The sequence below is a fragment of the Kluyvera sp. genome (assembly GCF_047971185.1).
Lineage (GTDB): Bacteria > Pseudomonadota > Gammaproteobacteria > Enterobacterales > Enterobacteriaceae > Kluyvera.
The window spans coordinates 1-25,480 of sequence record NZ_JBKDZH010000072.1 but is presented as its reverse complement, the minus strand read 5'-3'; the positions used below and the strand labels follow the sequence as shown (position 1 = coordinate 25,480).

Sequence of the window (25,480 nt, the reverse complement as noted above, 5' to 3'; positions counted from 1 at the left end):
CTCATGCTCCCAGGTGTTGAATAGCGAAACTGCGGGCGTATCCGGCAGGGTCAGCCCCGGTCCAGACCGATCCGTCAATCAAGGTGCTGCTGCGCAGGGTTTGCGTGGGCGCGGTCATGCCGCCCACCGCCTGCGCGGCCTCTTTCCAGACGTCAATGCGGTTAATGCGCTGGGCGATGGCCAGATAATCCGGGTCGCTCTTCAGCAGGCCCCAGCGGCGGAACTGGGTCAGGAACCACATGCCGTCGGACAGCCACGGGAAGCTGACTTCCCCCTGGTCGAAGAAGCGAATCGGATGCGCGTCCTGCCAGCGGCGACCGAGGCCGTTGTCGTAAGCGCCGAGCATACGGCCGGTAAGGTATTGTTCTTTGGTATTCAGCCAGCCGCGCTGGGCGAGGATCTTCGCGGTTTCCCGTTTGTTATCGTCGGAAGCGTCAATCCAACGCGCGGCATCCAGCAGCGCCGCCACCAGCGCCCGGCTGGTATTCGGATGCTGCTCTACCCATTCACGGCGCGTTCCCAATACCTTTTCCGGATGCTCCGGCCAGATATCCTGGCTGGTGGCGGCGGTAAAGCCGATGCGGTCGTTGATGGCCCGCGCGTTCCACGGCTCACCGACGCAAAAGCCGACCATATTGCCAATCCGCATGTTCATGACCATCTGTGGCGGCGGCACCACCACGGTGCGCACATCGTCAAAGGGATGAATACCGCCGCTGGCGAGCCAGTAATAGAGCCACATGGCGTGAGTGCCGGTGGGAAAGGTGTGGGCGAAGGTGTAGCTGCCCGGCGCGCTATTGCCGACGTGTTTTTTCAGCGCGGCCAAATCGGTAACGCCCTGCGCCTGAAGATCGGCTGACAGCGTGATCCCCTGCCCGTTGCGGTTCAGGGTCATCAGGTTCGCCATCGCCTGCGGTTTACCGGCGACGCCCAATTCCAGGCCATACAGCAGGCCGTACAGCACATGCGCCGCATCCAGCTCGCCGTTCACCAGCTTGTCGCGCACCGCCGCCCAGCTCGCCTCTTTGCTGGGCACCAGGGTAATGCCGTATTTTTTATCGAAGCCTTTTAGCGACGCGATCGCCAGCGGGGCGCAGTCGGTCAGCGGGATAAAACCCACCTTGACCGTCTGCTGCTCCGGCGTGTCGGATCCGGCCGCCCACGCCGATGACATGATCCCCGGCAGCAGCATCGTACCGCCCAGCACCGCACCGGCCTGAAGAAACCGCCGCCGTGAAAGTGAAAACGTCTCGCCCATACTCGCTCCTGAATGCAAAAAAAAAGCGCCCGGCAATGCTTACGCATTGCAGGACGCCTTTATCCTCGTGGTGCACGAACCGCCGTTGGCCCGCCACCCACTCTGTGTTCTCTGGGGTTAACTAATGCAATTTGAATGCCAGGTCGCGATCGCCGCGTCAGCGCGGAAAAATGCCAACCGCATCACCTTTTTTGCACCGACGGAAAGCATTTATGCCCGTTCATTGTGCAACGGCGACGGCGCATCGTGCTGCCACAGGGTTTTCACCGCCAGCAGCGCGCGGGCGATCTCCACCATTCGCTGATTCTTCTCCATCGCCATTTTGCGCAGGCAGTGCCAGGCCTGCTCCTCGTTCATCTGCCGGTGGGTCATCAGCACGCTTTTGGCTTTATCAATCAGCCGCCGCTCCTCCAGGGTGTCCTTCAGCGACGCCAGCTGGCCGGAAAGCTGCTCCAGCTCGCGCGCCTGCTGGCGCACCAGCGGCAGAAGCTGCCGGTCGAGGTGTAGCTGCATGCTGTCGCTGGCGGGGTCGTCATGCTGCGGGTCGGGCGCGTCAGGCCTGTCATCATCGGCGAGTAGCCCGTCCACCACGGTCATCAGCTCGCCGATCAACAGCTCTTCCAGCCCGCGCATCTGCTCCAGGCGCTGGGTCTGTAGCGCGAACCAGCGCAGCGCCGTCTGGCCGCCGTCTTCGCCGGGCTGGCGAGTACAGGCGATACGCCTGAGCTGCTCAATGGCGATGCCCGCCTGGCATTCGGTGTAGAACAGCATTTTCAGCGGACTGGTCGCCAGCGACAAAAAACCGTCAAAGCAGGGCTGCTGGCCGTCGATACGGTCGACCAGCCGCTGGCGTAGCTCGTGGCTAAAGTTCCCCTGCGCAAACCCCTGCGCACCCAGCGCACGCTCTTGCCCCACCAGTTCTTTACCCTGCATAAAGCTGTAAAGCGCCACCAGCCGCCCGGCCAGCGTCGGGTCATCAATGCTGTCGTTGAGCTGAGGAATGATATTAAGCAGATGGCGAATGGTGCGGCTGAACTGGCTGGTGGCCGTTTCGGCGGTCACCTGCTGACTGATGACGTTTTCGCGCAGGGCAGGCAGCTGTTCAAGCGACCACACCGCGCGGGCAATACGCTGGCACAGGCCGCTGGCGGAGGGAAGATCGCGCGGCGATAAATGCAGCAGCAGCGTGCGGGCCTGTTCATCCACCAGCGCGGCGCTGGCGCGCCGCTCTGCGCTATATAATCGGCCCTGCGAGCATAACCAGATGTTGGATGCCCCCCGCTCACACTGTAACATATGCACCACGTGGCTAAGCTGGCTGACCAGTTGCCCCTGCTGCGCCAGCTGCTGAAGCTGTTCTTTCTGCACCTGGCGCGCATAACGAAACCACTCGATAGCGCCGGGTGTATCATCTTCACGGTTTATCATACGCACTCCCGGTAGAGGATTTACCTATATCTTCCTGAAGCAATAACCGTGCCTTAATTAAGGAGTTCAGATGCAACGTATCGTCATTATCGCCAACGGGGCTGCCTACGGCAGCGAATCACTGTTTAACAGCCTGCGCCTTGCCATCGCGCTGCGCGAACAGCAGGGCGACCTTCATCTCCAGCTGTTTTTAATGTCCGACGCCGTTACCGCTGGCCTGCGAGGGCAAAAGCCGACTGAAGGCTACAACATCCAGCAGATGCTGGAGATCCTCACCGCCCAGGGCGTGCCGGTGAAGCTGTGTAAAACCTGCACCGACGGCCGCGGCGTGACCACCCTGCCGCTGATCGACGGCGTGGAGATTGGCACCCTGGTTGAGCTGGCGCAGTGGACGCTGGCCGCAGATAAAGTGCTGACCTTCTGATTTCGTCGCCTTTATCCCGCTTTTAAAGGATATTGTGTTACCTCTGCCACATTCCGCGCAGGAATGTCATGAGCGCTGAAAGGATTCAGGAATATTGTCATTTTTGTAGCAGCGTTACGGCAATTTTTGATCAATATCAGCATCCACGTACTGCGTCTCTGGTGTTTTGCGATTATTGAATTGTGAACAACATCACAAGCAGGATTTCGTCGCAGGGAGCGCATTGACTCATGGCAGCGGGGTATTTTGGTGATGGTTAAGGCAAGTTTGACGTTATTTGGCGGGGATACGGTGGTGGTGCGTTGCTCTGAGCGTTGCCACATTCATTTAATGAGCACCCAAAAGAGCGCCAGCAATCACGGCGCCGATATTCTGAGCGTACAAAACGAAGAAAAAGCGTATCTGACCGTGCCCTACAGCGGCACCTGGAACGTACTGATTGATAGCCACAGCCAGTCGCTCGAGCACTCTATCAGCTTCGTCGCGGCCTGATCGTTCTCCCCGGAAGCACGCACTTCCGGGGTTTCTACTGTGGCTTACGCCAGCCCAGGCGGATTCACGCCGCCCACCAGCAGACGCACCCGATGAATCAGTTCATTCAGGCCATCATCCGGCATGCCGAGCTTTTGTAACTCTTGCTCAAGCGAGAACAGATACTGCGCGTTAGTGCCTAACGGCCCGCTGGCCTGCGCAATCAGCGGCGCAATCACCTGCACGCTGGTGTCCGACTCATACAGCGCATGGCGCGGATCCATAATAAACACCAGCGCATTGACCGTACGGCCGTCGTCCAGGCTCAGCTTGCACCAGGTTGGCAGGTAACAGCCGGTAATCATCTCGCGCTTCCACAGCAGCGACAGCTCGTTTTCAATTTCATCATCCGGCAGCCGATAGGCCACCCCGGTGGTACGCCCGCCCTCCTTCAGCGCCAGCATACGGCCCGGCTGGCAGGCGCTACCGCGCCCGGCCGTCAGCCGTAAACAGAATGCACGGTGCCAGCCGACCAGGGTACCGGTGACCGACTCGCTGTAGTTGAGCGCCGGGTTCCACATCAGCGAACCGTAGCCAAAAATCCACACCGGACCGCTGTCCGGGCGACAGGCCAGCGTCGCCGCCAGCGATGCCGCGCGCTGTTCAGCGGACCACAGCAGCGATTCCTCAATGGCGCCAAACGCCGTTGTACAATCCGCCTTCATTAAGAAATCACGGGTTAACACGTTAAACCTCCACCACCACTTCTCTTCCCTGCAACACACGCGTCCTCACGGGAACGAATGGCGACCTCCGGAGCTGTCGTTGACGAAATATTATCCAGCTTTATGCCCTGAGATGCAATTTGTCTCCCACGACATTCATATTATGCCTGCGCGTTTATTCGATGATAAAAATAGGAATAACAGCATCTTAATATACTGTTATTTAAAATATATTTAGCCAATACTCTATATTATAGCCATCTTCAGAAAAAAATGGCCGGATGGGTAAATTTTAGTAAAAGTTTACATCCAGTGTGGAAAAATTTGTTAATTTACACAGCTGATTTTTTCTATAATTATAAATACCTGCATACATGGAGAAACACATGACTCACGCACATGAGGCGGTGAAAACTCGCCACAAGGAGACGTCGCTCATTTTCCCGGTAGTGGCACTGGCAATCCTGTTCTTCTGGGGAAGCAGTCAGTCATTGCCAGTGGTTATTGCCATCAACGCGTTAGCGCTGGTCGGTATTCTTAGCAGCGCATTTAGCGTGGTTCGCCACGCGGACGTGTTAGCCCACCGTCTCGGCGAGCCGTATGGTTCCCTGATATTAAGCCTGTCGGTGGTGATTCTGGAAGTCAGCCTGATTTCCGCCCTGATGGCCACCGGCGACGCCGCGCCAACGCTGATGCGCGATACGCTCTATTCCATCATTATGATTGTCACCGGCGGTCTGGTCGGCTTTTCTTTATTGCTCGGCGGGCGTAAATTCGCCACGCAATATATGAATCTGTTTGGCATTAAGCAGTATTTAATTGCCCTGTTTCCGCTGGCTATTATTGTGCTGGTGTTCCCGACATCGCTGCCGGGCGCTAATTTTACAATCGGTCAATCGCTGCTGGTGGCGCTGATCTCCGCCGCCATGTACGGCGTATTCCTGTTAATTCAAACCAAAACCCACCAGAGTCTGTTTGTCTATGAGCACGAAGATGACGGCGACGATGACGACCCGCACCACGGTAAACCGTCGGCGCACAGCAGCCTGTGGCACGCGGCCTGGCTGGTCATCCATCTGGTGGCGGTGATTGCGGTCACCAAGATGAACGCCAACCCGCTGGAGACGCTACTGACTGCCGCGAACGCACCGGTGGCCTTTACCGGCTTCCTGGTGGCACTGCTGATCCTCTCGCCGGAAGGGCTGGGGGCGCTGAAAGCGGTGCTGAATAATCAGGTCCAGCGCGCGATGAATCTGTTCTTTGGTTCGGTGCTGGCGACCATCTCACTGACCGTACCGGTCGTGACGCTGATTGCCTGGATGACCGGCAACGATCTGATGTTTGGTCTGGGCATGCCGGAGATGATCGTCATGGTCGCATCGTTAATTCTGTGCCATATCTCGTTCTCTACCGGGCGGACCAACGTGCTGAACGGCGCGGCGCACCTGGCGCTGTTTGCCGCTTATCTGATGACGATATTTGCCTGATATTGCGAGCCGACGCGAGAACACGGCTCATAGAATGTAACGCGCGCAGAAAAGCTGGAATGCCTCACGCATCGCACGCGTTCACTAAGTGAAATGGCTCAGGATGTCCACGTAGAATCTGCGCTAAGCCGGAGCTTCTCCGGTGAGGCGCAATGTTGCGGGGGCTTGATCCCTGGCGGCATAGGTTGCTGGATAGAGAAAACCCCCGCACGTTGAGAGGCGTAAACCTGACAACATAACGGGGGGCTATCTTGAAACCTGACCCTTCAAGAATAGCCGCGAACCGTTGTTGTTGCAATAGAGGCGGCTATATGACGCTCGCGCAGTTTGGCGTCGCTTTCTGGCACGATCTTGCCGCTCCTGTCGTTGCGGGAATCATCACCGCAGCGATTGTGAGCTGGTGGCGTAACCGGAAGTAACGCGCTGAGGGCGTCAGGCTGCCGCAATGGCAACGTGCGCCCGAAACGGGCCGCAGGGGTCACAGCCTGCGGCCTTTTTTGCGCCGATAAAAAAAGCCGGACCGCGATAAACGGGCCGGCTTTTGCATGCAGGGGCTGAACTTACTTGCTGGTATCCAGCTCGTCGAAGCCTTTCACCAGATCGTCGATAGCTTTCATCTGCTTGAGGAAGGGTTCGAGTTTGTCCAGCGGCAGCGCGGACGGGCCGTCACAGCGAGCGTTGTCCGGATCCGGATGCGCTTCGATGAACAGACCGGCGATACCCACAGCCATACCGGCGCGGGCCAGTTCGGCAACCTGCGCGCGACGGCCGCCGCTTGCTGCGCCGAACGGGTCGCGGCACTGCAGAGAGTGGGTCACGTCGAAGATGACCGGCGAGTTGTTCGTTGCTTTTTTCATCACGCCAAAGCCCAGCATATCCACAACCAGGTTGTCGTAGCCGAAATTAGAGCCACGGTCGCACAGGATCACCTTGTCGTTGCCGCCTTCGATGAACTTATCAACGATATTACCCATCTGGCCCGGGCTAACGAACTGCGGCTTCTTAACGTTAATGACCGCGCCGGTTTTCGCCATCGCTTCGACCAGATCGGTCTGGCGCGCGAGGAACGCTGGCAGCTGGATTACGTCAACCACGTCGGCAACCGGCTGCGCCTGGCTGGCTTCGTGAACGTCGGTGATGATTTTCACGCCGAAGGTTTGCTTCAGCTCCTGGAAAATCTTCATCCCCTCTTCCAGACCTGGACCACGGTAGGAGTGGATAGAAGAACGGTTGGCTTTATCAAATGAAGCTTTGAATACGTAAGGGATGCCCAGCTTCTGGGTCACGGTCACGTAGTGTTCGCAAATACGCATCGCCAGGTCGCGTGACTCCAGCACGTTCATGCCGCCGAACAGAACAAACGGCAGGTCGTTTGCTACCTTGATATCACCAATGCTAACCACTTTTTCTTTCATAAGATCGCCTTGTTAGGGTATTTCCGCGATTATAACCGAGGTTATTACCGTTTAGTGAAGAGTAATTTGTTTATGCGAGATGGTATTAATCTGCGCGCGAATCATTTCGCTAATCGGATCTTCCGGGCATTGCTCAACGAAATAGTTCAAATCGTTCAGTGCGATATGCTCACATTCGAGCTGCGCATAGATCAGCCCACGATCGCGAATTTCGTACGGGTCTTCCGGATTAAACTGCAGCAGCGCTTCGCTGGTACGCAGCGCCAGCTCCATCTGCCGCTCTTCCATCAGCGCCGATTTCAGGGTATCGAGCAGTTTACGCACCACTTCGGCGTTATCCGCTTCATCAAGATCTTCGTTGAAAAGCTCCGCCATCGGGCTGATATTGCCCTTCAGCCAGACGTCGAGCGTGTGCTCGTCGAGGGTGTCGCCGTTAAACGGGTTGATCAGCCACAGCTCTTCGCTGTCGACATCGGCGCGCAGCAGCAGCTGGGTAGGGAAAATCACCGGCACCACCGGAATATCGAGCTGGCCGGCGAGCCACAGCACTATCGCCCCCAGCGCCACCGCGCTGCCCTGACGATTTTTCAGCACCTGGTCTAGCCATAGCGCGTCCGACAAACGGTACACGCCGGAGGAATCACCAAAATTCCACTCGTGATAAAACAGTTCAATCAGGCGCTCCATCTGACGCGTCAGCGTCCACGACGGGCTGATCTCTTCCCGCGCCAGCGACAGCAGACAATCCAGCTGCTCGCGCACTTTCTGCGACGGGAAATCATCGCGAATGACTTCAGAGATAAGGATCATGCCATCGCACAGCGGCGCTTTATTAAATTCAAAATCAGCCAGTGACTTCATACCTTACCCCAACAGCGGAACTTTAGTGATGGCGAGTTTAACGATGATGCACAACACCATCAGCGCCAGCAAAAACGCGACAAAGCCGCTTTGCTGGCTGCGCGGACGACGACGTCCAAGCGCAACAAACCCTAAAAAGATGTAAATGATAACGCCAAACAGTTTCTCCGTCAGCCATCCCCCTTCTTCGGTGAAGGGGTAATAGCGCGTCATCACCATTAGCGCCACGCCGCTCAGCAGCAGCGTAGTGTCGATACCATGCGGCAGTACACGCACCCAACGCGCGTCAAACAGCGGGCTGCGGTGGTGCATCCACCAGTAGCGGAGCGCAAAAAATGAGACGGAAAAAATCGCCGACGCGATATGTAAATAGAGCACAAACTGGAACAAATTCACGCCTGCGCCTCCGGTTCACCCGGCCATTGCGCAAGCGTCAGACGATCGTTGTCGCCATAGTCGCGACAGGTTTGCGCCTGCTGATAGCCCGCTGCGGTAAACAATTCGCGAACCGCCGCGCCCTGCTTCCAGCCGTGTTCCAGCAGCATAAAACCGCCCGGCTCCAGCCACGCTCGGCCCTGGCGAATAATGTGTGCCAGGTCGGCGAGCCCCTGATCGGCCGCCACCAGCGCGGTTTTAGGTTCAAAACGCACGTCGCCCTGAGCCAGGTGTTCGTCCTGCTCATCGATATACGGTGGATTGCTGACGATCATCGCGAAACGCTGCCCCTCCAGCGCGCTGAACCAGTCGCTCTGCACAATCGAAATATTGTTGATACCCAGATGAGCGGCGTTGCGCTGCGCCAGCGCTACGGCATCGGCAATAAAGTCGACGGCGGTCAGCTGGCAGTCCGGGCGTTCGCTGGCCAGCGCCAGCGCGACCGCGCCGGTGCCGGTGCCCAAATCGAGAATACGGCACGGCGTTTGCGGCAAACGGGCCAGCGCCTGCTCCACCAGACATTCGGTATCCGGGCGCGGGATCAGCGTCGCCGGGGAGACAAACAGCGGCAGCGACCAGAACTCCCGCGTGCCCACCAGGTGGGCAACCGGCTCGCCGCGTTGACGGCGCGCCAGCAGTTCCGCCAGCGTCTCTACCTGCGCAGCGCTTAATGTGGTTTCGTCGAACGCCAGAATCTGGGTGCGCGATTTACCGGTCACATGCCCCAGCAGGATCTCCGCGTCGCGACGAGGACTTTCGCCCCCCTGAAGCGCCGCGATCGCCTGCTGCAGCCACTCTTTCCAGCTCATCATTCCTGCTCGGACAGCGCCGCCAGCTGGTCGGCCTGGTATTCCTGCACGATAGGCTCAATCAGCATATCGAGCTTGCCTTCCATCGCTTCGTCCAGACGGTAGAGCGTCAGGTTGATGCGGTGGTCGGTGACGCGCCCCTGCGGGAAGTTATAGGTACGGTTGCGGTCACTGCGATCGCCGCTGCCCAGCAGGTTACGACGCTCGGAGGCTTCCGCCTGCTGACGGCGGGCAATTTCCGCCGCGCGAATACGCGAGCCCAGCACCGACATCGCCTTGGCTTTGTTTTTGTGCTGCGAACGTTCGTCCTGACACTCCACCACAATACCGGTGGGCAAGTGGGTAATACGGATCGCGGAGTCGGTGGTGTTAACGTGCTGACCGCCCGCGCCGGAGGAGCGGAAGGTGTCAATACGCAGGTCTGCCGGGTTGATGTCCGGCAGTTCGGCTTCCGGCACCTCTGGCAGCACCGCGACGGTACAGGCGGAGGTGTGGATACGTCCCTGAGATTCGGTGGCCGGTACGCGCTGCACGCGGTGACCGCCGGACTCAAACTTCAGGCGGCCATAGACGCCCTCGCCGCTGATTTTGGCGACCACTTCTTTGAAGCCACCATGTTCGCCTTCGCTGGCGTTCATAATTTCCACGCGCCAGCGGCGCGATTCCGCATAGCGGCTGTACATACGGAACAGATCGCCGGCAAACAGCGCCGCCTCGTCGCCGCCGGTCCCGGCGCGCACTTCGATAAAGGCGTTACGTTCATCGTCCGGGTCGCGCGGCAGCAGCAGCACCTGTAGCTGCTGCTCCAGATCTTCTTCTTTCGCTTTGGCTTCCTGCAACTCTTCCTGCGCCATGTCGCGCATTTCCGGGTCGTCGAGCATCATCTGGGCGGTTTCAATATCTTCCTGAACCTGGCGCCAGTCGGTATAGCAGCGCGCGACATCGCCAAGCTGCGCGTATTCACGCGACAGCGCGCGGAAACGGTCCTGATCGGCGATAGTTGCTGCATCTCCAAGCAGCGCCTGAACTTCTTCATGGCGCTCGTAGAGAGCTTCCAGTTTAGCAACAATAGAAGGCTTCATTGGCGTAAATGCACCTTGTTATAAATAGAGTTTTGCTACTCCAGCCCGAGGCTGTTGCGCAGAATATGCAGGCGTTCGTCATCCCCGTCACGGGCGGCCTGCTGAAGAGATTTGGTTGGCGCGTGGATCAGGCGGTTGGTTAATTTACGCGCCAGATCCTGCATGATGATCTGCGGATCGCCGCCCTGTTCAAGCGCGGCCATCGCTTTAGCGGTGAGTTCTTCACGCGCCGTTTCCGCCTGGGAGCGATAATCACGAATGATTTCGCTGGCGCTTTGCGCGCGCAGCCAGGCCATAAACTCACTGGTTTCCTGCTCGACGATGGTTTCAGCCTGCACCGCGGCGGCTTTACGCTGCGCGAGGTTATGCTGAATGATGTTTTGCAGATCGTCCACGCTGTAGAGATAGGCGTTGGCGAGTTTCCCCACCTCCGGCTCGACGTCGCGCGGTACGGCAATATCCACCAGCAGCATCGGCTGGTTGCGACGCGCCTTCAGCGCACGCTCAACCATGCCTTTACCGATAATCGGCAGCGGGCTGGCGGTGGAGCTGATAATGATATCGGCCTCTTTCAGGCGCTCGTCAACGTCGCTGAGCGCAATGACTTCTGCGCCCACTTCATCGGCCAACAGCTGCGCACGTTCGCGGGTGCGGTTGGCAATCACCATTTTTTTCACGTGGTGTTCGCGCAAATGGCGCGCCACCAGCTCGATGGTTTCCCCCGCGCCAACCAGCAGCACGGTGACCGTCGAGAGGGATTCGAAAATCTGTCGCGCCAGGGTACAGGCGGCAAACGCCACCGACACAGCGCTGGCGCCGATGTCGGTTTCGGTACGCACGCGCTTGGCAACGGAGAACGATTTCTGGAACATACGTTCCAGCTCGCTGGCGTGCAGATGGCCGCGGCTGGAATCGGCAAACGCTTTTTTGACCTGACCTAAAATCTGCGGCTCGCCAAGCACCAGCGAGTCCAGGCCGCTGGCGACGCGCATCAGGTGGCTGACGGCGTCGTTATCCTGGTGCCAGTACAGGCTCTGGCGCAGATCGTCTTCATTCAGCCCGTGGTATTCACACAGCCAGCGGACGATGGCGTCGTGCAGGTTATCCTGCTCTTCGACGCTGAGATAAAGTTCGGTGCGGTTACAGGTCGACAGGACCACTCCCCCCTGCACCATTGGCTGAGCCAGCAGGCTCTCCAGCGCCTGGTCAAGCGTATCTGGCGAAAACGTGACGCGTTCTCGCAGCGCTACCGGGGCTGTCTTGTGGTTAATGCCAAGTGCTAAAAGGGTCATTGTGCGGGAGTAGTACCAGCGTTGATAAGGTTAGTCTGAGCGCATCATACAGGATGCGCGAGATCAATAAAAGGGACGGCCCCCTTTTGGAGTAATAGGTATTACGGGTTAATTTTATGATTTAAGACAACTTGAGCGTAGACGCTGCCCATCGGCGACGCTAGCATTAAGCGTTATAATCGCAACGCACATCAAGGATTGTCATCATGGCCCTGCCTCGCCTGATTCGCCTGCTGCCTTTAGCAGCTCTGGTTCTTACCGCCTGTACCGTTAATGCCCCGAAAGGCCCCGGCAAAAGCCCGACCTCACCGCAGTGGCAACAGCACCAGCAGGAAGTGCGCCAGCTGAGCCAGTACCAGACGCGCGGCGCGTTTGCCTATCTGTCGGACCAGCAAAAAGTCTATGCCCGCTTCTTCTGGCAGCAAACCGGCCAGGACAACTACCGCCTATTACTGACTAACCCGCTAGGCAGCACCGAGATGGAGCTGATTGGCAAGCCGGGCGTCGCGCAGCTGACCGATAACAAAGGCCAGCGCTATACCGCCACCGACGGCGAAGAGATGATTGGCAAATTGACCGGTATGCCGATTCCGCTAAATAGCCTGCGCCAGTGGATCCTCGGCCTGCCGGGTGACGCCACCGACTATACGCTGGACGACCAGTATCACCTGAGCGAGCTGCACTACACTCAGAACGGTAAGACCTGGAAAGTAGTGTACAGCGGCTACGACAGCAAAACCCAGCCGGCGCTGCCGTCCAATATGGAGCTGACCGAAGGTTCCCAGCGCATCAAGCTGAAGATGGATAACTGGATCGCCAAATGACGTCGACCTGGCCCTCTCCCGCTAAGCTGAACCTGTTTTTGTACATCACCGGGCAGCGTCCTGACGGCTATCACACGCTGCAAACGCTGTTCCAGTTCCTCGACTACGGCGACACGCTGACGATTAAACCGCGCAGCGACGGGCAGCTGCGGCTGCTTACGCCGGTCGAGGGCGTACCGGATGAAGAGAACCTGATCATCCGCGCCGCGCGGCTGTTGATGAAAGCCGCAGCCGCGTCACAGCGCCTGCCCGCCGGGAGCGGCGCTGATATTAGCATTGAGAAACGCCTGCCGATGGGCGGCGGGCTCGGCGGGGGTTCTTCTAATGCGGCGACCGTGCTGGTGGCGCTTAACCATCTGTGGCAGTGCGGGCTGTCGGAAGACGAGCTTGCGACGCTCGGCCTGACGCTGGGCGCCGACGTGCCGGTGTTTGTTCGCGGCCATGCGGCGTTCGCCGAAGGCGTGGGAGAAGTACTCACGCCGGTCGAGGTTGCGGAAAAATGGTATCTGGTCGCCCACCCGGGCGTCAGTATTCCGACGCCGATCATTTTTCGCGATCCGGAACTGCCGCGAAATACCCCGGTCAGGTCAATAGAAACGTTATTAAAATGTGAATTCGGCAATGATTGCGAGGTTATCTCAAGAAAACGTTTTCGCGAGGTTGATGATGTGCTTTCCTGGCTGTTAGAATACGCGCCGTCGCGCCTGACTGGAACAGGAGCCTGTGTCTTTGCTGAATTCGACACGGAACTCGCTGCCCGCCAGGTGCTTGAGCAAGCCCCGGAATGGTTGCAAGGCTTTGTGGCGAAAGGTGTTAACCTCTCTCCATTGAAGCAAGCCCTGCTCTGAATCATTCGGTTTCCGTCAGTTCTGCTGACGAAAGAAGAATGGTGATGAGTAACCTGCCGGGCAAACTGAGCTCCGGTGACAACGTCACCCTGTTCCAGACGTTGCATCGCGCTCTTTAATACACCGCCTGGATGAAATCGGCCTGGCCCGCACAGTTTTTGGCCCGTTTCATCCACCACTGGACGCATGCCTGAGGTTCTTCTCGTGCCTGATATGAAGCTTTTTGCTGGTAACGCCACCCCGGAACTAGCACAACGTATTGCCAACCGCCTGTACACTTCTCTCGGCGACGCCGCTGTAGGTCGCTTTAGCGACGGCGAAGTCAGCGTACAAATTAACGAAAACGTACGCGGTGGTGATATTTTCATCATCCAGTCCACTTGTGCCCCTACTAACGACAACCTGATGGAATTAGTCGTTATGGTTGATGCCCTGCGCCGTGCTTCCGCAGGCCGTATCACCGCCGTTATCCCTTACTTCGGTTATGCTCGCCAGGACCGTCGCGTTCGCTCTGCTCGTGTACCTATCACCGCTAAAGTTGTCGCTGACTTCCTGTCCAGCGTTGGCGTTGACCGCGTACTGACCGTAGACCTGCACGCTGAACAGATCCAGGGCTTCTTCGAGGTTCCGGTGGATAACGTATTCGGTAGCCCAATCCTGCTTGAAGATATGCTGCAGCTGAACCTGGACAACCCGATCGTGGTTTCTCCGGACATCGGCGGCGTGGTTCGCGCTCGCGCTATCGCTAAACTGCTGAACGATACCGACATGGCTATCATCGACAAACGTCGCCCGCGCGCGAACGTTTCCCAGGTTATGCACATTATCGGTGACGTTGCCGGTCGTGACTGCGTACTGGTGGATGACATGATCGACACCGGCGGCACGCTGTGCAAAGCAGCAGAAGCGCTGAAAGAACGCGGTGCAAAACGCGTATTCGCCTACGCAACCCACCCGATCTTCTCCGGCAACGCAGTCAATAACCTGCGTAACTCCGTCATCGACGAAGTAGTTGTCTGCGATACCATCCCGTTAAGCGATGAGATCAAAGCGCTGCCGAACGTTCGTACCCTGACCCTGTCCGGGATGCTGGCCGAAGCGATTCGTCGTATCAGCAACGAAGAATCCATCTCCGCCATGTTCGAACACTAATCGGATTTGGTTAAAAAACCCGCTGCGGCGGGTTTTTTTGTCTATAGTGTTTATTTGTATGATATATGCCAACTTCACCTGTCATTTGCGTGACTGATGATGCGCTCATGGATGAAACAGTATTGTGAATAAGTTCCTCTCTCCCCAAGTGATGCCTTTCCGCGCGCTGATCGACGCCTGCTGGAAGGAGAAGTACACCTCGGCCCGCTTTATGCGCGACCTTATCGCCGGGATCACCGTCGGTATTATCGCCATTCCGCTGGCAATGGCGCTGGCGATTGGCAGCGGCGTCGCACCGCAATACGGCCTGTACACCTCCGCCGTCGCCGGGATCGTGATCGCCCTGACCGGCGGCTCGCGCTTTAGCGTTTCCGGGCCAACCGCGGCCTTTGTGGTGATCCTCTATCCGGTATCACAGCAGTTTGGCCTGGCCGGGTTGCTGGTCGCCACCCTGCTTTCCGGTCTGTTTTTAATCCTTTTTGGCCTGGCCCGCTTTGGCCGCCTGATTGAATACATTCCGCTGTCGGTGACCCTCGGCTTCACCTCGGGGATTGGTATTACCATCGGGACCATGCAGATTAAAGACTTCCTCGGTCTGCAGATGGCGCACGTCCCGGAACACTATTTACAGAAGGTGGGCGCGCTGGTGATGGCGCTGCCGACCATTAACGTTGGCGATGCGGCCATTGGCATCGTCACGCTCGGCACGCTGATCCTCTGGCCGCGCCTCGGTCTGCGCCTGCCGGGCCACCTGCCCGCGCTGATCGCTGGCTGCATCGTGATGCTGCTCGTCAACCTGCTGGGCGGCAATGTGGCCACCATCGGTTCCCAGTTCCACTATATTCTGGCCGACGGCACCCAGGGCAACGGCATCCCGCAGCTGCTGCCGCAGTTCGTACTGCCGTGGGATCTTCCCGGCTCCAGCTTCACCCTGAGCTGGGAATCGCTGCACGCCCTGCTGCCCGCCGCCTTCTCCATGGCGATGCTGGGGGCGATTGAATCGCTGCTGTGCGCGGTGGTGCTCGACGGCATGACCGGCACCAAGCATAAAGCCAACAGCGAGCTGATTGGTCAGGGTCTCGGCAATATCGTTGCGCCGTTCTTCGGCGGCATTACCGCCACCGCCGCGATTGCCCGCTCTGCCGCCAACGTGCGCGCGGGCGCTACCTCGCCGGTCTCCGCGGTGATCCACGCGATTCTGGTGATTCTGGCGCTGCTGATCCTCGCGCCGGTGCTCTCCTGGCTGCCGCTGTCGGCGATGGCCGCCCTGCTGCTGATGGTGGCGTGGAACATGAGCGAGGCGCACAAAGTCATCTATCTGCTGCGTAAAGCGCCCAAAGACGACATTATCGTGATGCTGATCTGTATGTCGCTGACCGTGCTGTTTGATATGGTGATTGCTATTAGCGTCGGTATCGTGCTGGCCTCGCTGCTGTTTATGCGCCGCATCGCGCGCATGACGCGCCTGTCGGCGGTTAACGTCACCGTACCGGACGATGTGCTGGTGCTGCGCGTGATTGGCCCGCTGTTCTTTGCCGCCGCCGAAGGGCTATTTACCGACCTGGAGTCGCGGATTGCGGGTAAGCGAATTGTGGTGTTGAAATGGGACGCGGTGCCGGTACTGGATGCCGGTGGTCTGGATGCCTTCCAGCGCTTCGTGAAAAAGCTGCCTGAAGGCTGCGAACTGCGGGTCTCTAACCTCGAGTTCCAGCCGCTGCGCACCATGGCGCGCGCTGGCGTACAGCCGATCCCTGGCCGCCTGGCGTTCTTCCCGAATAAAGACGCGGCGCTGGCGGACGTCACACCGCGCTGAGCCACTTTTGCGGCGGCCAGCGCGCTGGTCGCCGCAGACACATTAGTAATCGAACTGCCGGTAGTAACGGCGAATGTTCAGGTCATGCCCGGTATGATGTTCAAAGTGGGCCGCCAGTCTGTCCACCAGCAGCGTTGACGCGACGCACGGCGCCATTATCCAACGGAAGGCATCATCAATGCCGTTTAGCGGATAGTCGCGTGGGTCAATGACCACCAGATGGTCGGTGATTTTCTGCGCAAAGCGTTCAACGCGTTCGTCCAGCGCCCGGCATTTCCCCTCCCCCTTAACCAGAAATAGCGGAACGTCTTTCTCCAGCAGCTCCAGCGTACCGTGGAAAAACTCCGCCGAGCTTACCGATTTGGTCCGTTTCCACTGCATCTCCTCAAGAATACACATCGAGAACAGATAGACTTCCCCCCACATCTCCGCGCCGCCAATCCACATCATATAATCACGGTCATGATACCGGGCAGCTATTTTATCCGCCAGCGGATCGAACTGGCGCTTCGCCTGAAGCAGGTTTTCCGGCAATAATTCCAGCTGGCGGGCAAAATTCGCATAATCGACAAATTCTCCGTGGCGGTGAATAACGCGGAAAAATAACCAGTACAGCAGCATATATTCATATTCCACGCCGTTCTTGTGGCACATCGGAATATGCCAGCTTGCCGCCGTTGCCAGCGGCGAATCGGCATGACGGGTAATGGCCACGACGCGAATGCCCTGAGCCTTGCACCATTCGGCAATAGCGACTGACTCTTTGGTGTCGCCGGACTTGGATAACGTCACGACCACCGCCTCTTTGGTTAACTTTTTATGTCCGTGATGAATTAATTCCGCCGCCTGCTCAAGATAAACCGGCACATCGGTTAATTCTTTCGCAAATTCATTAATCGCCATCATCGGCGCTAAGGAGCCGCCAACTGAAGCAAAAAATAAGGCGCTACAGCCACTCTGATAAATATCGTCGGCAACGGCTTCAGCCTGTTTACGCGCAGCGATGATCTCGCGAGCACTGGTCAGGTACTCGTCCTGATTAAAACCCAACATAGTTATCTCCTGAATAATCAGATTTTACTTTTTAATACGCGATCGAAATCGTTGAAAATACGTTTGCCCAGATCGATGCCTTTTAGTCCGGCGATATGCCAGGCCAGCATCTGGATTGGGACAACCAGCAGCAGCGGCGCCAGATGGTGTTCACACGGGCAGTTCAGCGCCAGCGTATGCGCGTCCTCCTCGTCGCTGAGCGTCAGCGTGAAGGCCTTCGCGATAGACGGCGTCATGTAGTCGCGCAGCGCCCGGCTGCGTTCATCCGGCTGGTCTTCAATAAACAGCATGATGTGACGGGCATTCGCCTCCAGATAAGGCCCGTGCATATAGGCCTCAAGCTCGAAACCGCTGGAGGGAACGCGCACCGTCTCAGTAAATTTGGTTTCACACTCTTTGGCTACGCCCACCAGCGCCCCGTAGCCGATAGCGACAAAACGCTCGCCGTCGCGCAGCGTCGCGCTGTGCCGCTCGATAAAGCGCGAGGTACGGATTATCGCCGCCGGGATGGCCTCCGCCAGCCGCCGCAGTTCCGCGAGGTAATGCCGCTCTTCATCTTCGCTGGCCCTTCCCTGGCCGCGAGCAATCAGCAGCGCCATCAGCAGCAAATTCAGCACCGTGGCGCTAAAGCCGCGGGTGACGAAGTCCACGCGTTCAATACCGGTATTGATATTCAGCACCCCGTCGCACGCCTGCGCAATCGGGCTTTGCGGATCTGAGGTTAGCGCAAATACCGGCAGTTTCGCCGCCTGCACCTTGCGCATAGCCTCCAGCGTTGACGCGCTTTTCCCGCTCTGTGAAATCGCCACCACCAGATCGGTATGCGGGTCAATCATTTCATAATGGGTGAAGTTATACGGCTCCCTAATCTCCACCAGCACGCCGAAACGCTGCTCAAAGAAATAGCGCGCGCACAGCGCAGCGTTAAGCGAGGAGCCGGTTGCCAATAGCAGAATTCGGCGTACCGGATGCTGGCGGGCAAACGTTTCAATTGCCGCCAGATGCTGCCGGTAGTCGCGGAGGATCTGCGCCAGGCAGGCTGGCTCTTCGCCGATATAGGTCATCATCGTGGGTACCATATGCCTCTCCCGTTAAAACAATCCAATCCACGAACCCGCAATACCGACCAGCGCCATGCCGCCGATAATCGATAGCGGTTTCACCTTGCGCCCCAGCAGCCAGTAGACGATGCCGAAGCTCACCAGCGGCAGCAGACAGGGCATAATGTCGTTGATAATGTCCTGTACCTGCGTCTTCGCCTCGCCGGCGCCAAAAGCGATCGGGATGGTGATATCAATCATTGAGGCCGTCATCGCCCCCACCACCATCAGGCCGATAATCGACGCGCCGTAGGTGAGGCTCTCCATCATTCCGCTTTTCTGGATCCGCTGGAGTACGCCGGTACCCAGCACATATCCCCAGCGGGTAAACAGCCAGCGCACCAGAATGTGCGGCACGTTGAACACCAGCAGAAACAGAATGGGCCCCAGAATATTGCCCTTCAGGGCCAGGCTGGTGCCGATGCCGGTGGCGATCAGCCGCAGCGTGCCCCAGAAGAAAGAATCCCCCAGCCCGGCAAGCGGCCCCATCAGCGACGCTTTGACGTTATCAATCGCGCTGGCGTCCATATTGTTCTGCTGGCTATTTTTCTCCTCCATCGCCGAGGTAATACCCAGCAGCAGGGTGACGATATGCGGCGTGGTATTGAAGAACACCAGATGCCGCTTCAGCGCCCCGGCCAGCTCCTCTTTCCGCGGATAGAGCTTTTTCAGTACCGGGATCAGCGCGTAGACAAAAGCGAGGTTCATCTGCCGCTCATAGTTCCATGAAAACTCCATCTGAAAGGAGCGCCAGAACACTCGACGCAGATCGCGTGGCGTTATGCGGGTTTCGTCCTCTACCTGCGGCGGCAGGGATTCTTCAGAAATCATCTTCGTCGTCATCGCTGACTCCTTGTTCTGTGGTGGTACGGGGTGAATGAAGCGCGGTAACGTTGACCATCACCACCGCCACGATAGCGCCCAGAATGGCTATTCCGGTGACCGGGATTTTCAGATAGGCCATCAACACAAAGCCGAGGAAAAAGTACGGCGCGACTTTCTTATTAATCAGCAGTCTGGCGAGCATGGCGAAGCCAAGCGCCGGAATAATGCCGGTCGCCACGCTGAGGCCGTGTTTGATAAATTCCGGGATCGCATCCAGCAGCGATTTCACCGCGTTACTGCCGACCAGAAACGATACCGTGACCACCGTCGCCAGCATTAACGACAGCCCGAATCCGGCAATCAGGTGCATACGCTCAATACCGCGCGTATCCGCCTGTTCGGCATAGCCATCGGCCTTCTGGCTAAGCCAGGGAATAAACATCCCCAGGTAGACGTTTTTCAAAATCAGGGTCAGGGTGGCAATCGGCAGGCCCAGCAGCAGCGCCGTTTCCGTGCCCGCACCGGAGGTAATCGCGAACGCCACGCCGAGTATGCCGCCGGTGACCACATCCGGCGGAATCGATGCGCCCACCGAGAAAGAGCCAATAAACGCCAGCTCCAGCGTGGCCCCCATAATGACGCCGGTTTGTACATCCCCCAGCACTAATCCGGTCAGCAGGCCGGTGACGATGGGCCGCGAAATGAGCGATGTTCCCATCGCGTATTCTGATTGCGCGATAAACGCCACCAGACCGAGTAACAGAGCCTCTACCATAATCTGTCCTCCGGAATTAAAGGCATTCCGCTAAAAGCTGTTTGCGATCGTTCGGGACCTGGCGAATTTCGACCTCAACGCCGCTGTCGATGAGCTGCTGCAGCTGCACGATTTCTTCCGGCAATAAATTAATCGCCTTAGAGATATTCTGGCTGCCCTCTTTCGCTTTAATCCCACCCAAATTAATACTGTTGATACCCTCAACGGCATTCACGATGCGCCAGGCATCCGTCACCGATTCCACGACAATAAATAATTTGTATTTGTCCGTGACGCCGCTTTTTATCGACTCGATTGAGTCATCGATATTTTTAATCACTAGCTTCACCGAAGGCGGTTTAGCGAGCTTGATCGTGGTTTTCCGCAGCTCATCGTTGGGCACATTGTCGTTAGCGATTAAAATACAGTCGGCACCAACATATTGCGTCCAGGAAAAAGCTACCTGACCGTGAAGTAAACGATGATCTACCCTTAAAAAATTAATCATGATGCCTCCTGTGTTCAGAAGTCTTTATCAATGGTCGTCGCACTGGCAATGGTATGATTGCAGTACTGAATGCTCTCTTTAGCGCTAGCTAATGCTTCAGAAATTAATTTCTCGGTATCCCTTTCCTGCGTGGAAATAAGTAAGTCGATAATTAGCGGTAAATTCAGGCCGGACAATAAATGAAAGTGCGGGCGCGATAAAAAGCGGACAAATTCATTATTCACGCTGCCGGCGAAGATATCGGTAATCACAATCAGCTCATCGTCGGCGGGAAAACTCGCCAGCAGTGATTCGACCTGTTGGGTCAGGTCAACGTCATCCTCTACATAGGCGCACAGGGTGTGAATATCCGGCTGTTTACCGAGAATCAGCTCCACGGAGTTCAACAGGCCGTTTGCGAAAGTGCCATGGCTGGCAAAAATATAGTGTCGTTTCATCCTTACCTCGAAAGCGCATTCCACTGCTTTCTCTTATTGCAACCGGCATGCCAGAAACAGTGGCGCGCCGGTCAGGCTCAGAATGAAAAGATGAAGTGTGTTAAAACTCTTGATCTTGCTGGATATATTCGGTCTCGCGCGTCAGGATATCGTGAATGTAACAAAGCTCAACGCGGGGGATTTTGACACTATATCCGCTTTCTATGACACTAAAGGCCTCTCGCAGAATAACCAGTTCGCTCTCCGGACACTGTTTTCCGGCATCATGCGTCGGCGAGGCATTACGGATCAGCCGCTCAATCAAGCAGCTAATATGCACATACAGCGCCACCTTGCGATCGTTAGCCACCTGGCAGCCGGCAAGGTGCTCATAGCGCAGTAAAAACTGCTCTACCTGGTTTATCACTTTCCCCGTATCAAGGATCGTTACCGACTCAATGACCCGGCGCAGCGAGAAGTTTTTGAGCAGCAGGTTATTAATCTCGCTCACCTGCTCAGCCGTCGCCAGCTCGCCAAAAATGCGCATCAGCGGCCTGCTGCCCTCGCCGGACATCAGCGAATCCAGCGAGATCCACGGCAGCGCGTCGAGATGAGGATCGAGAGTGCCGACCACCGCCAGCACCTCGTAGCGGCTGAGCAGCGGCTCGCGACGTGCCGGGCAGGCCAGCGTATCGACATCGCAGGCCACAATCTCAATCGCCAGCGCAGCCGGGATGCTGGCGCTTAATAGCGCCGACAGGTTAGCCGCCGCGCCCATACCGGTCGCGCAGGTGGTAAAAATGGCCTTCGGTTTATCGGCTTGCGGGTAATACAGCTGATGCTCAACGGCCAGCGCGCCGCCAATCTCCCGCACAATATCTTCCAGCATATCCCCCTGCAGTATGCGTTCTCCCACATACATCGCCATGCTGGTCGAGACATTATTGACGATGGCCACCGGCGTCGACAGGCGGCGATTAAAGTGGCTGTGAATCGCCTTTAGCGAGCCCATATCGACCAGAATAATCAGCCCGGAACCCAGCGCATGGCTCTCAATGTAGTGCTGAACCTGGTTGGCGATCGCCTCCGGGGTCACATCGAGCGGCATATCAAACGACTCGAACAGTTGGCTTTTCAGCAGCCGATTCGCCACGTTGGCGATACTGCTGGCGGTCGCATAGCCGTGGGCCAGGACGATCGCCCGGGTCACCTGCTGCTGGCTGACGGCACCGTTTTTTTGCAGCCACAGCACCAGCAAGAGCAGATCCACGCGACGCGGTTCGATATCAAGCTTCAGCGCCAGCGCGGCGAGAATCGCCTCGCAGAAGCGGTACAGCAGCGGAAATTTCTGCGCGAGAAAATTCTCCAGCTGGCGGCTTTTCTCGCGGCTAAAAGTGGACAGCGTCTGGCGGGAGCGATGGATAAGATAGTGGCTCAGGGCATAAATACAGTTGCCGTTAAACTGAATATTGAAGCGTTTTTCCAGCCGATAGAACGCTTCCCGCACCTGCTGCGTGGCCAGCAGCAGCATGTGGGTACTGTGGGCGTCCGGGTTATCGAAAATCAGCCGGTCAAAGAGCGTTTCAATCTCTTCACCCATGCTTTTTTGCGCCTCCTCCCAGCTGCTTTTTTGACTCAGCACCGCCTCGTACAGCGCCAGCACTCGGCACTGGGTATCGTAAATCAGGCTCTGCGCCGGGTCGCGCGCGCGCTGTAGCCAGTGCAGGCTGGTCTGGGGCTCAACAAGCAGCGGCTCCTCCTGCGGGAGCGGCTCATTGAGCGCGGGCGTGGCGGCCACGATGTTCTCCGGCAGATCGTGCAGCGTCACGTTAAGCACTTCGCTGCCCGGCCGCCGGGCCCAGGCCGAAGCCACCGCGTATTTGATCACATTCTTCATCTCGCCAACATTGCCGCGGTAAACATAGTGCGCCAGCCCCTGCAACAATCTTGGCGTCAGCTGTAGGCGTGTGCTGAGCGTGCGCGCTTCCTGCCAGAAAAATTGCTGCATCAGCGCCTCTTTCTCGTGGCGGCTGCGATGCTGTAAATCCGGCAGGCTGATGAGAATCGGGATACGACGAATGAAGGTGGTCAGGAAGGTGCTGTGAATGTCTTCGGTGGTAGCAAAGACCAGCCGCAGCGAGACAGGCAGCCCCTGCGCGGTCTCCCCAACGCGGTATATCTCTTTACGATCCAGCCAGGTAAAGAGTTTTTCCTGCCCTTCCGCGTTCAGACGATGAACTTCATCGAGAAACAGCATCCCGCCGTTCGCCGCCTCGAAGGCCCCCGCTTTATCACCCTGTGCGCCGGTAAAAGCGCCTTTGACATAGCCAAACAGGTTGGCAGCCAGCAGTTCCGGGTTGTTGGCATACTGTGCGCAGTTAAAGCTGACAAAGGGAGCATCAGGGGCCAGCAACCCCTGAGCGATAGCGTATTCGTGCATCAGTTCCGCCATATAGCTTTTCCCGGTGCCGCTGTCGCCGGTGATAAGCAGCGGCAGCCCGCCGTCAGGATAAAACAGCGCGGTTTTCATCTGTTCAATGGGCTTTCGCAGGCTACCGTCATGGCCGGTCAGCAGTGAAAAATGGTCGACCGGCTCCGGCTGTCGATCGCTCTCAGCAAGCAGTTCCGCCATGCTGGCGTACTCGTTACGGGAGAGGGGAAAGAACTGCTGGCTGAACGCCTTCTTATGCAGGAAGTAAACCGGGCGCGTGTTGATCTTCACCAGGACATCCTGAGCAACCAGCTGGTTGAGATAATGGCTGGCGGTATTGCGCTGCATGGCAAAACGTTGAGCCAGGTCGCTGGCGGTAAAAACGTCGCTCAGGTTATCGGGGTCAAAGAAATCGGTCTGATTTTGTAGAAAAGCCAATAGTTCCGTTTTACGCATCGCATCCCCCATCATCACCATCACAGGCTTTTATGATGCGGGAAATCGACCCGGCGTTGGCGCATAATTTATTTTTTGTGCTCTGAACCACAAAAACCAGCGCGGGACGCCTGGTCGCGAGGATAAAAAAATCCGGAAGCGTCAAACGCTTCCGGATTCGTCGGCCCGTCAGGGCTCGCGAGCAAGCCTGAAAATTCAGGCTTTCAGCAGTTGCTCAGCCGTCGCCTTCACGCTCGCCAGCAGGACTTTAACATCCTCCAGGCACACGGTCGGGTTCAGCAGCGTCAGCTTCAGGCAGGTAACGCCATCAGCTTCGGTGACGCCGACGTTGGCGCTACCGGAAGCCAGCAGCACGTCGCCGATGCGCTGGTTGAGCAGCGCAACAAACGCCATATCGTCGCTTGCCGGGCGGAAGCGGAACAGCACGCTTGCCAGCTGCGGCTCCATCACCAGCTCCAGATGCGGCTGGGTTTTGACAAACTCAGCCACATCACGCGCCAGGGTGACGCCGTTATCAATGATTTCGGCATACTGCTTTTTGCCCAGCGCTTCGAGGCCCATCCACAGCTTCAGCGCGTCGAAACGGCGCGTGGTCTGCAGCGACTTCGACACCAGGTTCGGTACGCCGTGCTCTTCGTCGAAATCAGAGTTCAGGTACGCCGCCTGGTAGCGCATCAGCTCATAGTGGCGTGCGTCTTTCAGCAGGAACGCGCCGCAGCTGATGGTCTGGAAGAACTGCTTATGGAAGTCCAGGGTAACGGAATCCGCCAGCTCAAGGCCGTTCAGGAAGTGACGATACTTCTCAGACAGCAGTAACGCCCCACCCCATGCCGCATCCACGTGCATCCAGATCTGATGTTCTGCCGCCAGCGCCGCGATGTCCGCTAACGGATCGATTGCGCCTGCATCGGTGGTGCCAGCCGTGGCAACAATCGCCATCACCTGCTCGCCGTTGGCTTGCGCCTGAGCCAGCTTGGCTTTCAGGTCAGCCAGGTCCATGCGTGAGAACGCATCGGTCTTCACCTGAGTAACGGAACGGTAGCCCAGCCCCATCAACGCCATGTTTTTCTGCACGGAGAAGTGCGCGCTTTCAGAGCAGAACACTTTGATTTTGCTCAGGTCGCCGGTCAGGCCATTCTGCTGAATGGAGTGACCCTGACGCGCAAAGAACGCGTCACGCGCCAGCATCAAGCCCATCAGGTTGCTCTGAGTGCCGCCGCTGGTGAACACGCCCGCGTCGCCCGCGCCGTAGCCTACCTGCTCGCGCAGCCATTCGATCAGTTTGATCTCAATGATGGTGGCCGACGGGCTCTGGTCCCAGGAGTCCATGCTCTGATTAGTGGCGTTGATCAGCACTTCCGCCGCCTGGCTAATCACCAGGCTCGGGCAGTGCAGATGCGCCACGCACTGCGCATGGTGAACCAACAAGCTGTCTTTGAGAAAGTATTCAACCGCACTCTCAATAGCGGCCTGGTTGCCCAGGCCCTGAGACTAAAAAATCAGGTTGATACGTTCACGCAGTTGCACAAAGGTTTTAACCTGATCCATCTCAGGCTGCTTAAACCATTAAACGACCGCTAGCGTACTCTGCTCGATAGAGTCCTGATAAGCTG

Annotated in this window: 24 protein-coding genes and 1 pseudogene; 8 read left to right on the top strand and 17 right to left on the bottom strand. The window is 57.5% G+C overall.

The window, feature by feature from the left end:
• Position 1: 1 nt before the first annotated feature.
• Both ACK5JN_RS18520 and nasR read right to left on the bottom strand, forming a co-directional pair.
• On the bottom strand, positions 2-1,258 hold the full coding sequence (locus ACK5JN_RS18520) for a CmpA/NrtA family ABC transporter substrate-binding protein (RefSeq protein ID WP_416871492.1): 1,257 nt from the start codon (positions 1,256-1,258) through the stop codon (positions 2-4).
• A 210-nt stretch (positions 1,259-1,468) separates the two neighbouring features.
• Complete coding sequence (gene nasR / locus ACK5JN_RS18515) at positions 1,469-2,686, bottom strand: nitrate regulatory protein NasR (protein ID WP_416871491.1); 1,218 nt, start codon at positions 2,684-2,686, stop codon at positions 1,469-1,471.
• A 70-nt stretch (positions 2,687-2,756) separates the two neighbouring features.
• Between nasR and ACK5JN_RS18510 the strand changes: the two genes are divergently transcribed.
• Both ACK5JN_RS18510 and ACK5JN_RS18505 read left to right on the top strand, forming a co-directional pair.
• Positions 2,757-3,110 (top strand): DsrE/DsrF/TusD sulfur relay family protein, encoded by a 354-nt coding sequence (locus tag ACK5JN_RS18510; protein WP_416871490.1) that lies wholly within the window; start codon positions 2,757-2,759, stop codon positions 3,108-3,110.
• A gap of 246 nt (positions 3,111-3,356) precedes the next feature.
• Positions 3,357-3,602, top strand: coding sequence for a DUF1883 domain-containing protein (locus ACK5JN_RS18505; protein ID WP_416871489.1), 246 nt, complete (start codon positions 3,357-3,359; stop codon positions 3,600-3,602).
• A 44-nt stretch (positions 3,603-3,646) separates the two neighbouring features.
• On the opposite strand, the gene ACK5JN_RS18500 is transcribed toward ACK5JN_RS18505, so the two are convergent.
• Positions 3,647-4,327, bottom strand: coding sequence for a gamma-glutamylcyclotransferase (locus ACK5JN_RS18500; protein WP_416871488.1), 681 nt, complete (start codon positions 4,325-4,327; stop codon positions 3,647-3,649).
• Between the two features lie 365 nt (positions 4,328-4,692).
• Between ACK5JN_RS18500 and chaA the strand changes: the two genes are divergently transcribed.
• Both chaA and ACK5JN_RS18490 read left to right on the top strand, forming a co-directional pair.
• Complete coding sequence (chaA, locus tag ACK5JN_RS18495) at positions 4,693-5,793, top strand: sodium-potassium/proton antiporter ChaA (protein ID WP_416871487.1); 1,101 nt, start codon at positions 4,693-4,695, stop codon at positions 5,791-5,793.
• A 311-nt stretch (positions 5,794-6,104) separates the two neighbouring features.
• Entirely contained in the window at positions 6,105-6,212 is a 108-nt protein-coding gene (locus tag ACK5JN_RS18490) for a type I toxin-antitoxin system toxin Ldr family protein (RefSeq protein WP_416871486.1), read from the top strand.
• Positions 6,213-6,353: 141 nt separating this feature from the next.
• Here the strand turns inward: ACK5JN_RS18490 and kdsA are convergent, their stop codons facing one another.
• The 6 genes from kdsA to hemA are packed head-to-tail and all read right to left on the bottom strand — an operon-like array spanning position 6,354 to position 11,687.
• On the bottom strand, positions 6,354-7,208 hold the full coding sequence (gene kdsA, locus ACK5JN_RS18485) for a 3-deoxy-8-phosphooctulonate synthase (protein WP_416871485.1): 855 nt from the start codon (positions 7,206-7,208) through the stop codon (positions 6,354-6,356).
• Between the two features lie 51 nt (positions 7,209-7,259).
• A complete protein-coding gene (gene sirB1 / locus ACK5JN_RS18480) occupies positions 7,260-8,069 on the bottom strand; it encodes an invasion regulator SirB1 (RefSeq protein WP_416871484.1) in 810 nt (269 codons plus the stop codon).
• Between the two features lie 3 nt (positions 8,070-8,072).
• Positions 8,073-8,465, bottom strand: a complete 393-nt coding sequence (sirB2, locus tag ACK5JN_RS18475; RefSeq protein WP_416871483.1) for an invasion regulator SirB2 — start codon at positions 8,463-8,465, stop codon at positions 8,073-8,075.
• On the bottom strand, positions 8,462-9,313 hold the full coding sequence (gene prmC / locus ACK5JN_RS18470; RefSeq protein ID WP_416871502.1) for a peptide chain release factor N(5)-glutamine methyltransferase: 852 nt from the start codon (positions 9,311-9,313) through the stop codon (positions 8,462-8,464). The genes sirB2 and prmC overlap by 4 nt, the downstream gene beginning before the upstream one ends.
• Entirely contained in the window at positions 9,313-10,395 is a 1,083-nt protein-coding gene (prfA, locus tag ACK5JN_RS18465) for a peptide chain release factor 1 (RefSeq protein WP_416871482.1), read from the bottom strand. Before prfA ends, prmC begins: the two co-directional genes overlap by 1 nt.
• Before the next feature lie 35 nt (positions 10,396-10,430).
• Entirely contained in the window at positions 10,431-11,687 is a 1,257-nt protein-coding gene (gene hemA / locus ACK5JN_RS18460; RefSeq protein ID WP_416871481.1) for a glutamyl-tRNA reductase, read from the bottom strand.
• A 206-nt stretch (positions 11,688-11,893) separates the two neighbouring features.
• Between hemA and lolB the strand changes: the two genes are divergently transcribed.
• The 4 genes from lolB to dauA all read left to right on the top strand — a co-directional run bounded on the left by lolB (position 11,894) and on the right by dauA (position 16,324).
• Positions 11,894-12,511: a lipoprotein insertase outer membrane protein LolB gene (lolB, locus tag ACK5JN_RS18455; protein WP_416871480.1), complete on the top strand. Its 618-nt coding sequence runs from the start codon at positions 11,894-11,896 to the stop codon at positions 12,509-12,511.
• Entirely contained in the window at positions 12,508-13,359 is an 852-nt protein-coding gene (ispE, locus tag ACK5JN_RS18450; protein ID WP_416871479.1) for a 4-(cytidine 5'-diphospho)-2-C-methyl-D-erythritol kinase, read from the top strand. The genes lolB and ispE overlap by 4 nt, the downstream gene beginning before the upstream one ends.
• A gap of 204 nt (positions 13,360-13,563) precedes the next feature.
• Positions 13,564-14,511, top strand: a complete 948-nt coding sequence (gene prs, locus ACK5JN_RS18445; RefSeq protein WP_416871478.1) for a ribose-phosphate diphosphokinase — start codon at positions 13,564-13,566, stop codon at positions 14,509-14,511.
• 151 nt (positions 14,512-14,662) lie between these two features.
• Positions 14,663-16,324, top strand: a complete 1,662-nt coding sequence (gene dauA, locus ACK5JN_RS18440) for a C4-dicarboxylic acid transporter DauA (protein ID WP_416871501.1) — start codon at positions 14,663-14,665, stop codon at positions 16,322-16,324.
• A gap of 42 nt (positions 16,325-16,366) precedes the next feature.
• Here the strand turns inward: dauA and ACK5JN_RS18435 are convergent, their stop codons facing one another.
• The 8 genes and pseudogenes from ACK5JN_RS18435 to ACK5JN_RS18400 all read right to left on the bottom strand — a co-directional run.
• Positions 16,367-17,377, bottom strand: coding sequence for an SIS domain-containing protein (locus tag ACK5JN_RS18435; protein WP_416871477.1), 1,011 nt, complete (start codon positions 17,375-17,377; stop codon positions 16,367-16,369).
• 17 nt (positions 17,378-17,394) lie between these two features.
• Positions 17,395-18,456 (bottom strand): SIS domain-containing protein, encoded by a 1,062-nt coding sequence (locus ACK5JN_RS18430; RefSeq protein ID WP_416871476.1) that lies wholly within the window; start codon positions 18,454-18,456, stop codon positions 17,395-17,397.
• A 12-nt stretch (positions 18,457-18,468) separates the two neighbouring features.
• On the bottom strand, positions 18,469-19,320 hold the full coding sequence (locus ACK5JN_RS18425; RefSeq protein WP_416871475.1) for a PTS system mannose/fructose/sorbose family transporter subunit IID: 852 nt from the start codon (positions 19,318-19,320) through the stop codon (positions 18,469-18,471).
• Positions 19,298-20,077, bottom strand: a complete 780-nt coding sequence (locus ACK5JN_RS18420; protein WP_416871474.1) for a PTS mannose/fructose/sorbose/N-acetylgalactosamine transporter subunit IIC — start codon at positions 20,075-20,077, stop codon at positions 19,298-19,300. The genes ACK5JN_RS18425 and ACK5JN_RS18420 overlap by 23 nt, the downstream gene beginning before the upstream one ends.
• A 16-nt stretch (positions 20,078-20,093) precedes the next feature.
• Positions 20,094-20,564, bottom strand: a complete 471-nt coding sequence (locus ACK5JN_RS18415) for a PTS sugar transporter subunit IIB (RefSeq protein ID WP_416871473.1) — start codon at positions 20,562-20,564, stop codon at positions 20,094-20,096.
• 14 nt (positions 20,565-20,578) lie between these two features.
• Positions 20,579-21,001, bottom strand: coding sequence for a PTS sugar transporter subunit IIA (locus tag ACK5JN_RS18410; protein ID WP_416871472.1), 423 nt, complete (start codon positions 20,999-21,001; stop codon positions 20,579-20,581).
• A 100-nt stretch (positions 21,002-21,101) separates the two neighbouring features.
• Positions 21,102-23,867 (bottom strand): sigma 54-interacting transcriptional regulator, encoded by a 2,766-nt coding sequence (locus tag ACK5JN_RS18405; protein ID WP_416871471.1) that lies wholly within the window; start codon positions 23,865-23,867, stop codon positions 21,102-21,104.
• 195 nt (positions 23,868-24,062) lie between these two features.
• Positions 24,063-25,480: pseudogene (locus ACK5JN_RS18400) on the bottom strand (pyridoxal phosphate-dependent decarboxylase family protein); the annotation flags it as partial.

Bases quoted from the DNA above. Each gene is read 5' to 3' on its own strand.
- chaA (WP_416871487.1), top strand. From the start codon at position 4,693: ATGACTCACGCACATGAGGCGGTGAAAACTCGCCACAAGGAGACGTCG.
- ACK5JN_RS18490 (WP_416871486.1), top strand. From the start codon at position 6,105: ATGACGCTCGCGCAGTTTGGCGTCGCTTTCTGGCACGATCTTGCCGCT.
- ACK5JN_RS18405 (WP_416871471.1), bottom strand. From the start codon at position 23,867: ATGCGTAAAACGGAACTATTGGCTTTTCTACAAAATCAGACCGATTTC.
- prfA (WP_416871482.1), bottom strand. From the start codon at position 10,395: ATGAAGCCTTCTATTGTTGCTAAACTGGAAGCTCTCTACGAGCGCCAT.
- kdsA (WP_416871485.1), bottom strand. From the start codon at position 7,208: ATGAAAGAAAAAGTGGTTAGCATTGGTGATATCAAGGTAGCAAACGAC.
- hemA (WP_416871481.1), bottom strand. From the start codon at position 11,687: ATGACCCTTTTAGCACTTGGCATTAACCACAAGACAGCCCCGGTAGCG.
- ACK5JN_RS18415 (WP_416871473.1), bottom strand. From the start codon at position 20,564: ATGATTAATTTTTTAAGGGTAGATCATCGTTTACTTCACGGTCAGGTA.
- ACK5JN_RS18410 (WP_416871472.1), bottom strand. From the start codon at position 21,001: ATGAAACGACACTATATTTTTGCCAGCCATGGCACTTTCGCAAACGGC.
- prmC (WP_416871502.1), bottom strand. From the start codon at position 9,313: ATGAGCTGGAAAGAGTGGCTGCAGCAGGCGATCGCGGCGCTTCAGGGG.
- ACK5JN_RS18435 (WP_416871477.1), bottom strand. From the start codon at position 17,377: ATGTTGGGTTTTAATCAGGACGAGTACCTGACCAGTGCTCGCGAGATC.
- ACK5JN_RS18425 (WP_416871475.1), bottom strand. From the start codon at position 19,320: ATGACGACGAAGATGATTTCTGAAGAATCCCTGCCGCCGCAGGTAGAG.
- nasR (WP_416871491.1), bottom strand. From the start codon at position 2,686: ATGATAAACCGTGAAGATGATACACCCGGCGCTATCGAGTGGTTTCGT.
- dauA (WP_416871501.1), top strand. From the start codon at position 14,663: ATGCCTTTCCGCGCGCTGATCGACGCCTGCTGGAAGGAGAAGTACACC.
- lolB (WP_416871480.1), top strand. From the start codon at position 11,894: ATGGCCCTGCCTCGCCTGATTCGCCTGCTGCCTTTAGCAGCTCTGGTT.
- ispE (WP_416871479.1), top strand. From the start codon at position 12,508: ATGACGTCGACCTGGCCCTCTCCCGCTAAGCTGAACCTGTTTTTGTAC.
- ACK5JN_RS18520 (WP_416871492.1), bottom strand. From the start codon at position 1,258: ATGGGCGAGACGTTTTCACTTTCACGGCGGCGGTTTCTTCAGGCCGGT.
- ACK5JN_RS18510 (WP_416871490.1), top strand. From the start codon at position 2,757: ATGCAACGTATCGTCATTATCGCCAACGGGGCTGCCTACGGCAGCGAA.
- sirB1 (WP_416871484.1), bottom strand. From the start codon at position 8,069: ATGAAGTCACTGGCTGATTTTGAATTTAATAAAGCGCCGCTGTGCGAT.
- ACK5JN_RS18430 (WP_416871476.1), bottom strand. From the start codon at position 18,456: ATGGTACCCACGATGATGACCTATATCGGCGAAGAGCCAGCCTGCCTG.
- ACK5JN_RS18420 (WP_416871474.1), bottom strand. From the start codon at position 20,077: ATGGTAGAGGCTCTGTTACTCGGTCTGGTGGCGTTTATCGCGCAATCA.